Source organism: Ruegeria sp. CDSA221 (assembly GCF_059611825.1).
Map to the genome: position 1 here is coordinate 130,803 of NZ_JBXWPK010000008.1, position 15,123 is coordinate 145,925.

14 protein-coding genes are annotated in these 15,123 nt (G+C 60.1%); 4 read left to right on the forward strand and 10 right to left on the reverse strand.

What is annotated here, in order from left to right; translation table 11 throughout:
• Positions 1 to 49: 49 nt before the first annotated feature.
• Genes AC2FJ5_RS13865 through AC2FJ5_RS13880 form a run of 4 tightly spaced genes read right to left on the reverse strand, consistent with a single transcriptional unit; the run spans position 50 to position 6,727 of the window.
• On the reverse strand, positions 50 to 2,092 hold the full coding sequence (locus AC2FJ5_RS13865) for a hypothetical protein (protein ID WP_496690276.1): 2,043 nt from the start codon (positions 2,090 to 2,092) through the stop codon (positions 50 to 52).
• A complete protein-coding gene (locus AC2FJ5_RS13870) occupies positions 2,089 to 4,851 on the reverse strand; it encodes a DUF4159 domain-containing protein (RefSeq protein WP_496793708.1) in 2,763 nt (920 codons plus the stop codon). Before AC2FJ5_RS13870 ends, AC2FJ5_RS13865 begins: the two co-directional genes overlap by 4 nt.
• Positions 4,848 to 5,723 carry a DUF58 domain-containing protein gene (locus tag AC2FJ5_RS13875; protein WP_496793709.1) on the reverse strand — a complete coding sequence of 292 codons (876 nt, stop codon included), beginning with the start codon at positions 5,721 to 5,723 and terminating at the stop codon, positions 4,848 to 4,850. Before AC2FJ5_RS13875 ends, AC2FJ5_RS13870 begins: the two co-directional genes overlap by 4 nt.
• Positions 5,720 to 6,727 carry an AAA family ATPase gene (locus AC2FJ5_RS13880; RefSeq protein ID WP_271951824.1) on the reverse strand — a complete coding sequence of 336 codons (1,008 nt, stop codon included), beginning with the start codon at positions 6,725 to 6,727 and terminating at the stop codon, positions 5,720 to 5,722. The genes AC2FJ5_RS13875 and AC2FJ5_RS13880 overlap by 4 nt, the downstream gene beginning before the upstream one ends.
• 64 nt (positions 6,728 to 6,791) lie before the next feature.
• Here AC2FJ5_RS13880 and AC2FJ5_RS13885 point away from each other — a divergent pair, with 64 nt between their 5' ends.
• Positions 6,792 to 7,367, forward strand: a complete 576-nt coding sequence (locus AC2FJ5_RS13885; RefSeq protein WP_496793710.1) for a DUF1285 domain-containing protein — start codon at positions 6,792 to 6,794, stop codon at positions 7,365 to 7,367.
• On the opposite strand, the gene AC2FJ5_RS13890 is transcribed toward AC2FJ5_RS13885, so the two are convergent.
• The gene (locus AC2FJ5_RS13890; protein ID WP_496793712.1) at positions 7,350 to 8,294 is read right to left on the reverse strand and encodes a DMT family transporter; all 945 of its coding nucleotides are present in this window, start codon (positions 8,292 to 8,294) and stop codon (positions 7,350 to 7,352) included. The genes AC2FJ5_RS13885 and AC2FJ5_RS13890 overlap by 18 nt on opposite strands.
• Before the next feature lie 178 nt (positions 8,295 to 8,472).
• Between AC2FJ5_RS13890 and AC2FJ5_RS13895 the strand changes: the two genes are divergently transcribed.
• Positions 8,473 to 9,228 (forward strand): hydroxypyruvate isomerase family protein, encoded by a 756-nt coding sequence (locus AC2FJ5_RS13895; protein ID WP_282022075.1) that lies wholly within the window; start codon positions 8,473 to 8,475, stop codon positions 9,226 to 9,228.
• A gap of 71 nt (positions 9,229 to 9,299) precedes the next feature.
• Positions 9,300 to 9,530 carry a DUF2798 domain-containing protein gene (locus tag AC2FJ5_RS13900; RefSeq protein WP_142638700.1) on the forward strand — a complete coding sequence of 77 codons (231 nt, stop codon included), beginning with the start codon at positions 9,300 to 9,302 and terminating at the stop codon, positions 9,528 to 9,530.
• Positions 9,531 to 9,572: 42 nt separating this feature from the next.
• Here AC2FJ5_RS13900 and polA read toward each other — a convergent pair whose 3' ends face one another.
• From polA to AC2FJ5_RS13920, 4 genes are all read right to left on the reverse strand, one after another.
• Complete coding sequence (gene polA / locus AC2FJ5_RS13905) at positions 9,573 to 12,371, reverse strand: DNA polymerase I (protein WP_496793713.1); 2,799 nt, start codon at positions 12,369 to 12,371, stop codon at positions 9,573 to 9,575.
• 70 nt (positions 12,372 to 12,441) lie between these two features.
• Entirely contained in the window at positions 12,442 to 12,909 is a 468-nt protein-coding gene (locus AC2FJ5_RS13910; RefSeq protein WP_281973333.1) for a hypothetical protein, read from the reverse strand.
• Between the two features lie 64 nt (positions 12,910 to 12,973).
• The gene (locus AC2FJ5_RS13915; RefSeq protein ID WP_496793714.1) at positions 12,974 to 13,321 is read right to left on the reverse strand and encodes a DUF2459 domain-containing protein; all 348 of its coding nucleotides are present in this window, start codon (positions 13,319 to 13,321) and stop codon (positions 12,974 to 12,976) included.
• Positions 13,322 to 13,501 carry a zinc-finger domain-containing protein gene (locus AC2FJ5_RS13920; protein ID WP_282027669.1) on the reverse strand — a complete coding sequence of 60 codons (180 nt, stop codon included), beginning with the start codon at positions 13,499 to 13,501 and terminating at the stop codon, positions 13,322 to 13,324.
• A gap of 87 nt (positions 13,502 to 13,588) precedes the next feature.
• On the opposite strand from AC2FJ5_RS13920, the gene AC2FJ5_RS13925 reads away from it, so the two are divergent.
• Entirely contained in the window at positions 13,589 to 14,581 is a 993-nt protein-coding gene (locus AC2FJ5_RS13925; protein WP_496793738.1) for an ABC transporter ATP-binding protein, read from the forward strand.
• Here AC2FJ5_RS13925 and AC2FJ5_RS13930 read toward each other — a convergent pair.
• Positions 14,578 to 15,045 (reverse strand): DUF1203 domain-containing protein, encoded by a 468-nt coding sequence (locus AC2FJ5_RS13930; RefSeq protein WP_142638541.1) that lies wholly within the window; start codon positions 15,043 to 15,045, stop codon positions 14,578 to 14,580. The genes AC2FJ5_RS13925 and AC2FJ5_RS13930 overlap by 4 nt on opposite strands.
• Positions 15,046 to 15,123 lie beyond the last annotated feature (78 nt).

The window sequence follows — 15,123 nt, forward strand, 5'->3', positions numbered from 1 at the left end:
GACATGATGCTGGTGATTGGGGCCACAATCGGCGTTGTGGTCGAATGACCTAACGCCGACCTTCACGCAGCCAACCCGCCAGAAGGAACCCACCGGCCAGCAAAAGCACCAGCCAGGGCGGTAGAACACCAGCCTGTGTTACAGAGCTGGTCTGGTAGGCATCGCGCGGGGTCAGCCCGATCCAACCGCGCCCCGATGCTGGCCGCCCAGCGCGGACATTTCGGATCGAAGGCAAACCGTCCTCGACCCGGATCACACCGCCGCGCAATTCGGCCAGAACCGGCTCAAGGATCTGATCAGTAGCAATCGTGCGCTCAAATTCTTTGGGGGCCGCAGGGCCCAACCCAATTACCGCCGAATGTTCACCCTCTTGCAGACGATAGAGGCCAATCTCGGGGCCGAAGATCTGAGCTTCGAACCGCCCCGGAGAAACTTCGTTCAGCGTCACCTCAAGTGTCTCGCCATTGGGCTGCGTGATGGTAACTGTTCCGACGTCATCCCCCAGGGTTTGACGGATGACGCGCATGATTTGACCATTTGCTTCGGCCCACAGAGCCTCTTCCTCAAGCTCGGGTTCTTTCATCATCCAATGTGCCAATCGCCGCAGCAGTTCAAGCTGCGGACCACCGCCGTCGAAGCCACGGCTCCAGAGCCAAGCGTGGTCAGAGGCCAGCATTGCCACGCGCCCCTCTCCGACCCGGTCCAGCACCAGCAGCGGCCGGTCATCGACGCCGGTCATCAGCGTTTCACCTGATCGGAACAGGACATCAACCTGGCGCAACCATGCACCCCAATGCTCGGAATCGCCCAGATCCGTGGTCACCGGGTGCCGGTGCCCCATATCTGTAACTGTGGGGACAAAGCGTTCTTCGATGACCCGTGCGGTAGGCTGCGCCGGAAGAATCGGCGCCAGCGGCGAGCGGAAGATACTGTCGGCGCTGGCAAAATCAGGACCAGCCGCAATCAGAACCGCACCACCATCATTGATGTAATTGGTGACATTCTCCAGATAGACCGCAGGCAGAATACCGCGCCGCTTATAGCGATCAAAGATGATCAGATCGAAATCGTTGATCTTTTCCAGAAACAGTTCTCGAGTCGGAAAAGCGATCAAAGACAACTCGTCCACAGGCACACCATCCTGCTTTTCAGGCGGTCGCAGGATCGTGAAATGCACCAGATCGACCGAGCTGTCGGATTTCAGAAGGTTCCGCCAGGTCCGTCCACCGGGATGCGGTTCACCCGAAACCAGCAGCACCCGCAGACGGTCGCGCACACCGTTCATCTGAATCAGTGCGGTGTTGTTGCGGTCGGTCAACTCTCCTTCGACGCCGGGTACGGTAAACTGGATGACATTCCGCCCGCCATGGGACAGCTTGACCGGTAGCTCGACATCGACACCGATTGGAATGGTGAAATGCTCTGGCGCATTGCCATCAACCGAAATTTCCAAAGGCGCATTCGCAGCCGCAACAGGAACTGCGCCGCTATCCTCAACCCGCAACGTCAGCGTGACCGGCTCTCCGATAATGGCAAAAGCCGGTGCATTGCGGACGATCAGACGGCGGTCCCAGTCGCTGGCCCGCCCAGTCTGCAACAGGTGCATCGGTGCAGGCAGGTCAGGGGCCTGATCAACGTCATGCACGATCCCATCCGAAACCACGAGGATCCCCGCAATGCGCGCACGGGGTTCCTCGGCCAGGACTTTGTTCAGCGCAGCCATGACCTGTGTGCCCTCATCCCCATCGCTGTCAGCCACCCGGATCCGGCGCAGCTCGGTATTGTCGCGCGTGTCGATCTCGGCCGCCAGTTCGGCAGCGGCCTGTGCTGTCTGTTCCGGGCGATCGGACAGGGTCTGGCTGGCGCTTTCATCCTCGATCATCACCACGATGTCGGTCAGCGGAGTGCGATCTTCGACCTGATAAACAGGCCCCGCCATGGCCGCGATCACGACCAGGGCGGCCAACCCGCGCAAAGCCCAGCCAGACAGGCCCCGCCACAGGGCTAGAACAACGCCTGATATGGCAATCGCGGCAACGACCATCAGAACGGGCCACGGAATCAGAGGGTCAAAGATAACGGTTCCGGTCATTGTCCCAACCTGTCCAGCAGCGCAGGCACATGGACCTGATCCGATTTGTAATTCCCGGTCAGCACATGCATCACCAGATTGACGCCAAACCGATTGGCCAATTCCCGCTGCCGCTCACCGGCATATCCGCGCCCGACCGGCAACAAGGCCTGCCCGTTTCGGTCGACGGCCCAGGCCCCGGCCCAGTCATTCCCGCCGATCACTACCGGTGTCACATTGTCGTTTAGGTTGCGGAACGGCATGCCGTCGATCTGTTCCGCATCCGGCGGGGCGGCTTCGACCCAAATCTCGGTACCAGCATATCGGCCCGGGAAATCCTGCAGCAAATAGAAGGCCCGCGTCAGAACATGGTCATCCGGAACAGGCTCTAACGAAGGGATATTCAGCGGGGCGGCCAGTTGTTGCAGCTTGCGGCCATTGGGGCTTGCTGCACCGAAACGCGCCACATCCGCGTCGCGCGTGTCGAACAGGATCATGCCGCCCGAGCGGAGATAGGCATTCAGCTTGGCATAGGCTTCGTCCGAGGGTTGCGGCTGTTCCGGCGTGATCGGCCAGTACAGCAGCGGGAAAAACGCCAGCTCGTCCCGTTCCAGATCAACGCCGATGGGCTCTGCCGGTTCGACCGAAGTGCGGAAGAACAAAGTTTGCGCCAAGCCACGCATCCCGGCGCCCGCGATATCGTCAACCTGCGCGTTTCCGGTCATGACATGAGCCAGTACCAGCTCTTGCGTTGCCATCAGGGCAAAATCGGTTTCCTCGGGCGTCTGAGCCTGAAGGTCAGGTGCAATCAGCAACGCACCCAGCGCCATCGCCGCGGCCCGGGCCAGCCCAAGTCGCCCCGACAACAGAAGTGACGCAATGACGTCCACCGTCAGCAAGATCAGCGCGAGGCTAAGCAAAATGCCCCCGACCGGCGTTTCGGCGCTGATTTCCTGCCCTTTGATCGGCACATCAGATGGCCAGATGGCTGGCGTCAGCACCGTATCCGCATCCAGTACATTCAGCGCCAGTTTTTGCTTGCCGCTTTCATACAGGCCCGGCCGCAGGTCCGGCCCGATTGCGCCCGAGGCCAGATCAACCCCATCGACACCGGCCAGGTTATCCGCATCCGACAAACCTCCGAACCCATCCATGACCTGCAGCGGTTCCCAGGTCGTGCCCTGTAGTTGCGATTCTTCCCGGGATTTCGCAGCCGAGGCAACGGCGAGCCGGTCCAGCATCTCGACAAACAGGCCCGAGAGGGGAAGGCTCGACCATTCGGCATCAGCGGTGACATGGAACAGCACCACCTGCCCCAACCCCAACGCCTTGCGCGTGACCAGAGGCGTGCCATCCGTCAGCGATGCAATCACCCGATCAGCCAAATTAGGGTCTGGTTGCGCCATGACCTGTGTGGTCACGGAAACATCCGGTGGCACGCGCAGCCCGTAGAAAGGAGACGTTTCGGGGAACGGAGCCAGACCTTTGGCCTCACCCCAGCTCATCGCGCCGCCGACCGAACGGCCACCGCTGCGCAGGCGCACCGGCAGCAAGGTATCCTCGACATCCCGCCCCAGATCGCTAGCGGCCATGCGCGGCCCGGCAAAGCGCAACAGCAGCCCGCCCTGTTCGACCCATTCGGTCACCGCCAGTTGTTCCGCTTCGGCCAATTTCGCCACATCCGCCAGAACAATCACATCCGGATTGGCGGGCAACACATCCATCAACCCGCCCTCGACAAAATCCGCGGTCGGGACCAAAACCTGCGTCAGATAATGTAGCGGCGACAACAGCTCTAACCCTTCACGGTTCAAACTGCCCGCAAGCAGGGCCACCTCACGCCTGCGCAGGCTGTCATCCGTCAGCGTTACGGCACCCGCCGACCGCTGGCCCTGAATCTCGAACCGGGTGATTCTGGCCCGTAGTTCCGAGGGCAGCGCCAGCTCCACCTGAGCAAGCGTTTCGCCTTCAGCAAAGACGATATTGGCGGATTGCAGAACCCGCATTGCGCCCGCCGGATCGCGCCCCTGTGCCAAAATGGTCAGGATGTTTTCCGGACCAGCAGTGGCGCGTTGGGCCGTCAGTTGAATGACACCATCCTGATAGGCGGCGGGCAGAATCGCATAAACAGGCGAGCCTGACTGGTACACGGTCACTTCCCCGCGCGATTGCAAAGCAGCCAGAACCGTTTCCCGACCCGCGAATTCCAGACCGTCGCTGAACCAATATGTATCAAAACCACCATCAAGCTGATCCAGCACATCGAGCACCTGATCCATCTGCAGCTGAGTTGGTTGCCAGGGCATCGGAGTCACCCCCGGAAGCCGACCCCGCCACGCTTCGGCGGCCTGAAAGACCGGGGCTTCTGGCTCCGTCAAGTTGAGCAAGGCCACCGTGCGTCCGGCGCGTCCGGCCTCGGTCAGCTGCGTATCAAGCTGGTCCTGAAGCGATGGCCAGCCGCTTGCACCTGCCCAGCTGGCATCCAGCACCAACAACAGCGGCCCCGAACCCACCTGATCCCGCGAGGGATTCAAAACCGGCCCGGCCAGACCGATAATGATCGCCGCCGCCGCCAGCATTCGCAACAGCAGCAGCCACCATGGTGTCCGATCCGAAACACTCTCGTCGTCCTTCAGCCCCAGCAGCAGCGTTACGGCCGGAAACATTCGCCGGATCGGCGCAGGCGGCACAGCGCGCAGGACCAGCCACAGGATGGGCAGGGTCAACAATCCCAGCAACACCCAGGGCGCGGTAAAGCCTATCCCAGCCAAAACCGTCATACTCTGCCCCCGTCCAAAGCGCGATACAGCCATAACAGAGCCGCCTGTGCGTTGTCGCCAGTGTGGTGCAGCCCCAGTTGCCATCCCGTCACCCGACACAAGCGCATCAAGGCATCCTTTCGTTCGGCAAGGCGCGCAAGATACCGGTCACGAAGATCAGAAGCCTTGAGCGTTTCATGCCGGGCCGAGCCGCCCACGCTTTCGAAAATGGTGCGCCCGCGATAGGGGAAATTCTCTTCACCGGGATCCAGCACCTGCAGGACCACCCCGCGCACGCCACGATCCGCAGCTTTGGACAGTGCCAGTTCAACCTCTTCCATCGGGCCAAGAAAATCAGAGATGAACACCGCCCGCGCATGGGGGATCATGGCGCGGTGCTCGGGTGGCGCATAGTCGGCTTGATCATCCTCGGACCAGGCCTGCGCAAGCCGGATGATCTGTGCGTTGCCGCGCCGGGGCGGCAGAGTTGTGCCCGTCAGGCCCACACGCTCACCACCGCGCGCCAGCAGGATCGAGGTTGCCAGCCCCAGCAAACGCGCGCGATCCGCCTTGGTGGGCAGCGAAGCGTCCGAGGCAAAGCGCATTGACGCGCCCTGATCCACCCACAGCATCACCGATTGGGCAATCTGCCATTCGCGTTCGCGCACAAATTGTTGATCGCCACGGGCCGAGCGGCGGTGGTCGATCATCCGGCGGCTGTCGCCAACCTGTGCCGGGCGGTATTGCCAGAAATCATCGCCCATCCCGGATCGGCGACGCCCATGGTCACCCAGCAGGACGGTTCCGGCCAGATGTTCCGCCCGCGCCAACAGGGGCGGCAACCGAGATGCCTCGGCCTCGGATCTTTCACGAAGGGTCAGCCCGGCATTCACGCCGCAGCCTCGGTTCGGATCAACCCAAGTGCAGTCGAGTCAATCAGATCGGCCAGACTGTCACCGCGCGCCCGTGCCGCAAAGTTCAGCGCCATACGATGGCTGAGGACCGGGCGGGCCATCTCAAGAACATCTTCGGCGTTGGGGGCCAGTCGCCCCTGCAACATGGCGTTGGCACGCACCGTCATCATCAACGCCTGCGCCGCGCGGGGGCCAGGGCCCCAGGCCACGGTTTCGGCCACACGATCGGACACGCCTGCTTCGCCGGGGCGGAATGCGCGGACGAGATCCAGAATCAGTTCGACCACAGACTCGCCAACCGGCATCCGGCGCAACAGAAGCTGCGCCGCCAGCAATTCCTCTTTGGTGAAAATCTGATGGGCGTCGTCTTCTTCGACACCGGTCGTGGCCAGAAGGATATCCCGCTCGGTCTGACGATCCGGGTATTCTACGTCAATCTGCACCAAAAAGCGGTCCAACTGCGCCTCGGGCAGCGGATAGGTGCCTTCTTGTTCAATCGGGTTTTGCGTGGCCAGCACGTGAAACGGCTCATCCAGCGCACGATCCTCGCCCGCGACGGTGACGGTGCGTTCCTGCATCGCTTGCAGCAAAGCCGACTGTGTGCGCGGGCTGGCGCGGTTGATCTCATCCGCCATCAGCAATTCGCAGAAGATCGGTCCGGGAATGAATCGGAAGTGGCGACTGCCATCCTCGGCCGTATCCAGAACCTCGGACCCCAGAATATCAGCCGGCATCAGATCCGGCGTGAACTGGATACGGTTGCCATGCAGGCCCATCACGGTCGACAAAGTCTCAACCAGCCGGGTCTTGCCCAGCCCTGGCAATCCGATCAGCAATGCGTGCCCGCCGCATAACAGCGCGGCCAGCGTCAGATCCACGACCCGCTCTTGCCCGATAAAGCGTCGGGTGATCGAGGCCTTGGCCTCTTGCAGTTTAGTTTCCAGCGCTTCGATCTCGGATACGAGGTCGGCAGGTTCGCTCATGACTTTCCCTTCCGTGGACGAGTATGGTTGAAGTGTATCGCGCGAAAAGGAAATGGCAAAAGTAATGAGCGGACAAATCCCTGTGACACCTTCTCCTGATGGCATTGCGGCATCAGTCAAAGCCGCGAAAACACGGGAATTACCCCCTGTTCACCTGTGGAATCCCCCGTTTTGTGGCGATCTGGACATCAGGATCGCAAAAGATGGTTCTTGGAGTTATTTAGGCTCGCCCATCAACAGGTTCGAGCTTGTGAAGCTTTTTTCCTCAATTCTTAAGAAAGAAGAAGGCAAATATTACCTGGTGACCCCGGTCGAAAAGGTGGGAATCACGGTTGAGGATGTCCCGTTCGTCGCTGTCGACTTTGATGCCACAGGCTCAGGCGCGGCGCAGATTTTGACTTTCAGCACCCATGTGGGTGACACGGCCAAGGCCGGACCGGATCACCCGATCCGTGTTGAGTTTGATCCGAAGACCCAGGAACCCTCGCCCTATATCCTGATCCGCGCAAATCTAGAGGCGCGCATTGACCGCAAAAGCTTTTACCGGCTGGTCGAGATCGGCACCGACCATGAAGACTGGTTCGGGGTATGGTCAGGCGGTCAGTTCTTTCCGCTGATCCGCTCAGCCGATCTGGGCTGAGCGCGGCCTGCGATCCTGCGCCAGAACAACGGCGACCGCCACGATGCCCGCGCCCAGCGCGCGGGTTGAATTCCACTCATCCCCCAGCACAATCATGATCAGCATCACGTAAAATGGCGCGATGTTCATATGGAATGAGGCCAGCGCCACGCCCAGCTTTCCAACCGAAGCAACAAACAGGATCTGGCTCAGCCCCAGCGAAATCAGCGCGTAAATCCCCAGCATCCCGATCTGCTGCCCGTCAATCGCAACCTTAGGCACCACATCCATACCCAGCAGCCCAGCGGCAAAGCACAAGATCACGGCCATGGCAAAGCCCCCGATCAACGTGATCGTCGCGCGCCCGGTCTTGCTGAGTTCGGGGAAATCGCGCGCTGTGGTCATGCTGCCCCAGCTGAAAAAGACGACCGACACGACCGCGCATAAGGCCCCAAGGCCCAGCTGCGCCGGGGCGACGGCGCTGGTGGCGATCAGCCCGCCGATAATTGAAACCAGAACGCCCAGGCCAAAATTCCAGCTCAGCCGACGTGTGCCCGCCTTAAGCTCCAGCAGGGTTGCGATTAGTGGCGCGCAAGAGGCGATGATGACGACGGTTACCGGATCGGTCAGCTTTTGCGCCAGGATCAGCAGGAACATCGGGCAGCCAAAGCCAAACGCTCCGACGATCATGGCCCATCCCCATCTGGCCCTTAGAATACGACTGGGACCGTCCAGCATCAGCCAGATCGGCAGCAGCACCAAAACCGCCAGACCCAGACGTGCCGCCAGCAAGCCCACTGGCGACCAGCTTTGCAACAAGACCTCCGCCGCCGGAAAGCCTGCGGCCCATGCCAGCATCGAGGCAACCGCCAACCCGTTGCCAGACAACGCGGAGTTGCGGTCGGCAGACATAGAAATAGCGGTCCCGCGCACGGGGTCAGGGCTCATTGCCATGGGTCATACCTCTGGTCAAAGCGGCGCCAGAAATGATTCGCCGCATTGTCCCGAACGTCACTGAATTAAACCGGGTGATCTGGCCGATTTTCGACAATCTGTCGTTTTCAGTCCCTTTCGCTGAAATCACCCGACCGATATGGTCCGGCGAACAGACACGCAAAGGCCATCCATGCCCAAATTCGCTGCAAATATCTCACTGCTCTTTGCCGAACTGCCCTATCTCGACCGGTTTCAGGCCGCCGCGCAGGCCGGGTTCAAGGCGGTTGAGGTTCTGTTTCCCTATGATCTGGCTACCAAGGAAACCCGCCGTGCTCTGCTGGCTAATGGGCTCGACCTGGTGCTGATCAACGCGCCGCCACCCAACTACACCGGCGGCACTCCCGGATATGCCGCCGTTCCAGGCGGTGAGGCGCGGTTCCAGTCCGACATCCGCCGCGTTCTACGCTATGCTCAGGCGCTGCGGCCCGAAAAAATCCACATCATGTCCGGATATTCCTCGGGCGCGGATGCTATGGATTGCTTTGTTCAAAACCTGCAATGGGCAGCAGACCACGCGCCCCAACAGCCGTTCACGATCGAACCGCTCAACCCGGTGTCACAGCCTGAATATTTCCTGAACTCTTACTATCTGGCCGCCGAGGTTTTGGATCGCGTGAACCGGCCCAATGTTGGCCTGCAATATGACAGTTTTCACGCCCAGATGATCCATGGCAACGCGTTGCAGGTCTGGCAGCAGTTCCAAACCCGCATCGTGCATGCTCAGATTGGAGCGGCACCGGATCGCTCAGAGCCCGGTCGAGGTGAGATGAATTTTGCCGAGTTGTTCCGAGCGATTGATGACAGCGGCTACATCGGCTGGGTCAGTGCCGAATATCAGCCCTCGATCCAACGTACCGCCGAGACGCTCGGCTGGATGCACCTTTGATTGTCCACTGGCACTGGTATTACCCGGAAAAATGGCGCAGATCAGTGCCACCTCATACCAAGGATGTCCGGATGATCCCTGCCCGCTATGCCCGCGCCCTGTTCAGCCTGATCATGTCAGGCATGATGTCCTGCATCGTCACCGGTATCGCCACGGCCAAGGCCGTCGGCTTCGGTCCCGCGACGCTGGGCGACTGGATGGGCTCATGGGTTTTCTCCTGGCCCATTGCGTTCACAGTTATCCTACTGCTGGGCCCCAGCGTGCAACGGATGGTCAACCGCATGGTCAGACCACAGGGCTGACCCGCCGCGAAGAGGGCCCGCAGGGCTTGATGAACGGCGGCGCTAGTGCGCCTCGGCCCAATTCGCGCCCTGTCCCGCATCAACGCTGAGTTTCACATCCAGTTTCACCGCTGGGTCCGAGGCCCCCTCCATCACGTCGCGCGCCGCGTCGATCAGCGAGTCAACGGCGTCCTCGGATACTTCGAACAGCAATTCGTCATGCACTTGCAGCAACATTTTCGCGGGCAACCCATGGATCGCATCCGGCATCCGCACCATCGCGCGGCGGATCACGTCGGCCGCGGTGCCTTGAATCGGAGCGTTGATCGCGGCCCGACGCGAAAATCCGGCATGCGGCCCCTTGGCATTGATTTCGGGCGTATGGATTTTGCGCCCGAATAGGGTCTGCACATAGCCATTCTCTTTGGCAAAGGCGACGGTGTCGTCCATATAGGTCCGAATGCCGGGGAAGCGTTCGAAATAGCGGTCGATGAAGCCCTGCGCCTCGGCCCGTGGAATGCGCAGGTTGCGCGCCAGACCAAAGCCCGAGATGCCATAGATCACACCGAAGTTGATCGCCTTGGCCTGACGGCGAATATCCGGCGTCATCTCATCCAGTGGCACGTCGAACATTTCCGACGCAGTCATGGCGTGAATGTCCAGCCCATCGGTAAACGCCTGCTTCAAGGCCGGAATATCGGCAATATGCGCCAGAATGCGCAGCTCGATCTGGCTATAGTCGAGGCTGACCAGCACATTTCCCGGTTCGGCAATGAACGCCTCGCGGATGCGACGACCTTCCTCGGTGCGCACGGGGATGTTCTGCAGGTTCGGATCGGTCGAGGCCAAACGACCGGTGTTCGCCCCGGTGATCGAATAGGATGTATGTACCCGGCCCGTATCGGGGTTGATATGGGTCTGCAGCGCGTCCGTATAGGTCGATTTCAGTTTCGACAGCTGCCGCCAATCCAGCACCCGACGCGGCAATTCATGCTCGGTCGCCAGATCCTCAAGGATATCGGCCCCGGTTGAATATTTACCGGTCTTGCCCTTCTTGCCGCCTTCCAGACTCATCTTGTCGAACAGAATCTCGCCCAGCTGAGCGGGCGAGCCTACATTGAAGCTTTCACCAGCCAACTCGTGGATTTCAGCCTCTAACCCGGCCATTTTCTGGGCAAACGCGTTGGACATGCGGCTGAGGACATCGCGGTCAACCTTGATGCCATGCATCTCCATTTCGGCCAGAACCGGCACCAGCGGGCGTTCCAACGTTTCATAGACGGTCGTCACCTGCACCTGGTGCAGTTGCGGCTTGAACAGTTTCCACAGACGCAGCGTTATATCGGCGTCCTCGGCCGCATAGGCGGTCGCTTCATCAATCGGAACCTTGTCGAAGGTGATCGCGGATTTGCCGGATCCCAGCAGCGGTTTGATCGGAATCGGCGTGTGGTTCAGATAACGCTCGGACAGGGTGTCCATGCCATGCCCATGCTCGCCGCCATGCATCGCATAGGACATCAACATCGTGTCATCAATCGGCGCCACATCCACGCCATAGCGGGCAAAAATCTTGGCATCGTATTTCATGTTTTGCCCGATCTTGAGGATCGACGGGTCCTCTAACATCGGTTTTATCAGTGTTAGAGCCTGTTCAATCGGCATTTGCCCCTCGGCCAGCGCGTCCGAACCGAACAGATCGTCGGTGGCGCTTTGACGATGGATCAATGGGATATAGCAGGCCTCGCCCGCCTCGATGCAGAGCGAAATGCCAACCAGATCTGCGATCATCTCGTTCAGCCCGGTGGTCTCGGTGTCCACTGCAACCCAGCCACGCTCATAGGCCTGGTCTATCCATTTCTGCAAAGCCCCCGCGTCGCGGACGCATTCATACTTCGACGCGTCGAATGGAATGTCTTCAGCCTCGGCCACATCTGTAACGGGCGCAGGCGCGTCTGCAATCACCGGTGCCTCGGCCCCCAGCTTGTCCGCTATGCGCTTGGTGAGGGTGCGGAACTCCATCTCAGCCAGAAAGCCCAGCAGAGTGTCCGGTTCAGGGTCTTGCACCTCAAGTTCGTCTAAGGTGAAATCCAGCGGCGTGTTCTCATCCAACTGCACCAGTCTTTTCGACAGCTCAATCTGGGCGCGTTTGTCGATCAGGGTCTGGCGGCGTTTGGGTTGTTTGATCTCTTCGGCGCGGTCCAGCAGAGTTTCCAGATCCCCAAATTCATTGATCAAAAGCGCCGCCGTCTTGATCCCAATGCCCGGAGCCCCCGGCACATTGTCCACGCTGTCCCCGGCCAGCGCCTGCACGTCCACCACACGTTCAGGCCCGACGCCGAATTTCTCGAACACGCCATCGCGGTCGATGCGTTTGTTCTTCATCGCATCCAGCATTTCGACCCCATCGCCGACCAGCTGCATCAGGTCCTTGTCGGAACTGACGATCGTGACGCGACCACCGGCCTCACGCGCCTGTATGGCAAGGGTGGCAATGATGTCGTCGGCCTCATAGCCCTCAAGCTCTTTGCAGGCGATATTGAAGGCGCGGGTCGCCTCGCGGGTCAGCGGCATCTGAGGGCGCAGATCCTCGGGCATGGCCTCGCGGTTGGCCTTGTAAAGGTCATACATGTCATTGCGGAACGTATGAGAGCCCTTGTCAAAAATCACCGCCACATGCGTCGGCGCGTCTGGCCCGGTGTTTCCTTCGACATATTTCTGCAGCATGTTGCAAAAGCCCGACACGGCCCCAATCGGCAACCCATCCGACTTCCGCGTCAGCGGCGGCAGCGCGTGATAGGCCCTGAAGATAAAAGCCGATCCGTCAATAAGATGAAGGTGACACCCTTTTCCGAAATTGCTCATGCGCGCGCTCCCTGTCGGTCAGGGATGGTTCTGCCACAGGGGCGCACGGGTGACCAGTACAGAAGGTGAACTATCCGCCGAACAGGCCGCCAAATACATCCGAAAAGCTGTTGAGCAGCGCCATGATGACCAGCACACCGAGGAAAGCGAAAAACGCAAAAGCAAAGAACTGAAACAGGATTGCGCCGATGCCGATTGCGATACCCGCAATGGCCGGGCGCAGTTTTTCGTGGCGCAGAATGCCTATGGCCGACAGGATGACGGCCAATCCTCCCAAAAGGGCTACGCCGATCTGCAGAAAGTCGTCCAGATCACGGACCCGGGCCACCGGCTCGGGTTGGTCCAGCCCGGCGGCCGAGCGCAGGGTGGATTTTCCAAGCTCGGCTGCAAGCTCTCCCAAAGACACGCCAGTCGATTGTTGCGGTGCGAATGGCCCGGCCCAGAACAGGAACAGGGCGCCCAACAGGGCCATCGCGGAAACACTAAAACCAATCCATCCGAAGACCGGTTGGTTGGTATTTTGGATACTGGCGTCCATCAACACACTTCCTCCATTGAGCCGGCGCAAAGCTATCGTCAGAACACGACATTAGTTGGGCAGGTTAGACCTTGCCTGATTGGTTTATCAAGCGGGACAAAGTGATCGAGTAAGGCAATGGCACCCAAGTGCCGAAGTCTTCATTCGCGGCCCACAGCACCTCACCGGCCCAGACATTGCAGGTTCGCAGCGCGTTGAAACGCCCTCTGGCCTTAAAACTGATTTCGGTCGAAAAAACCCGGCACCCAGGAGGCCTGTAGATCGGCCCGCTGACCAGGGCGATTTCGATCGTATCATTGCCCTGCGCCCGATTTCCCGATCCGGTTAGAAGCATTCCGATAGCGGCGGCCAGAAAATAGCCAACAGCTCCAATGATTAGGCAGAGGTAAAACCTGCCCGCGGCTTTGCACATTCAGGCGCTGGCATGGTGCCCCTTCAAGACATACTTGCAGTCGCAATAGGGGCACTCGACCCAGCCGATGTCTTCGGGGATCTGCAACCAGACGCGTGGGTGGCCCAATGCACCTTCGCCGCCATCACAGGCGACACGAGAGGTTTCGACGATCTTGGTTTCCGGCGCTTCGATTGTCACGGCTGGCGATCCTTCACTGGTTGTCGGCCTCGCGGGCATGCATTAGGTGCGTTTATGAGCGATGAGCAAACCGGGGGCAAGAGCCACATGGACAATGCGGCAATCAGGATCGAAGGGCTGCGCAAGACCTATCGCGGCAGCAAGGGCCAGCCTGAAAAGCAGGCGCTGAAGGGTATCGACCTGACAATCCCGCGTGGTTCAGTCTTTGGATTGCTCGGGCCGAACGGGGCCGGGAAATCGACCCTGATCAACATTCTGGCCGGGTTGGTGGTGAAATCTGCAGGCCATGTGTCGATCTGGGGTCATGACCAAGACCGCAACCCGCGCCAATCTCGCGCTGCCATCGGCGTTATGCCGCAAGAGCTGAACCTGGACCCTTTCTTTACCCCGCGCGGTGCTTTGGAGGTTCAAGCTGGCCTATATGGTGTACCAAAGGCGCAGCGGCGCAGTGATGAAATCCTCGAACTGGTTGGCCTCAGCGACAAGGCCGAGGCCTATGCCCGCACCCTGTCCGGCGGGATGCGGCGCCGGTTGCTGTTGGCCAAGGCTTTGGTGCATAACCCCAAAGTGCTGGTTCTGGACGAACCCACAGCGGGCGTGGATATCGAGCTGCGCCAAATGCTCTGGGCCAACGTGCGCAAGCTGAACCAGCAGGGCATGACCATCATCCTGACGACGCATTACCTGGAAGAAGCACAGGAGATGTGCGACCAGATCGCCATCATCAATCATGGCGAAAAGATCGCACAGGACAGCACGGCAGACCTGCTGAGCCGCATGGATGGTCGGACGATGGTAATTATTCCGGATGGCCCCGTCACTGAACTGCCTGCGACCGAGGGAGTCGAGGCCACACTGCGCGACGATGGCAGCCTGGTGCTGCGCTATCGCAGTGCCCAGACCAGTGCCGAACAGGTTCTGGAATCCGTCAGGGCCGTGGGCATGCGTATCCGGGACGTTCGCACCGAAGAAGCAGATCTTGAGGATGTGTTCCTGGCCCTGACCTCGACGCGGGCGGGCGATGTCCCGGCAGCTGATCTTGATCAGCCGCGCCGGGGATTGCACCGGGTTAAGCTTTAGGCGCGGTCGATCCGCGCGTGATAGCAGTTATTCGACGCGGATCTGATGTGGATATAGGCGACATCCGCGCGGGCAAAGATATCCCCGGCAGCGTTTTGCAATTCCGCCTGCGGCGTAATGATCCCGGTGCCGTAAACAATCCTGTCGTCCGATCCGTACCCTTTAATCAGATAATTGGGTGAGGCGGTCAGCGCCTCGGGCAGGTTGGTGAGATCCTCATAGCGCTGACAATGCTCTACACAAAGGTAAATCGGCCCGGTTTCAGCAAAAGGTTGTGTCGCTGGAAAGGGCCGGTGGGCCAGCACCAGCATTTCCTTTCCCTTGGGAATATAGGTCAGGCAATGACGGCAGGGGTTTCCTTCCCCGTTCGATATCGCCCGTTCGGGCGGGTTGCCATAACCATCAGGCGCACCTTGGCGATAGGCCTGCACCTGCGCAGTGGGGAGGGCGGATATTTTGTGCATGTTAGGTCTCCTTCTTTGTACAAAAGATGCCTGACCCGGCGAGGGGAACCGACCCGTTTCCTGCGCAAACGCTTCTTT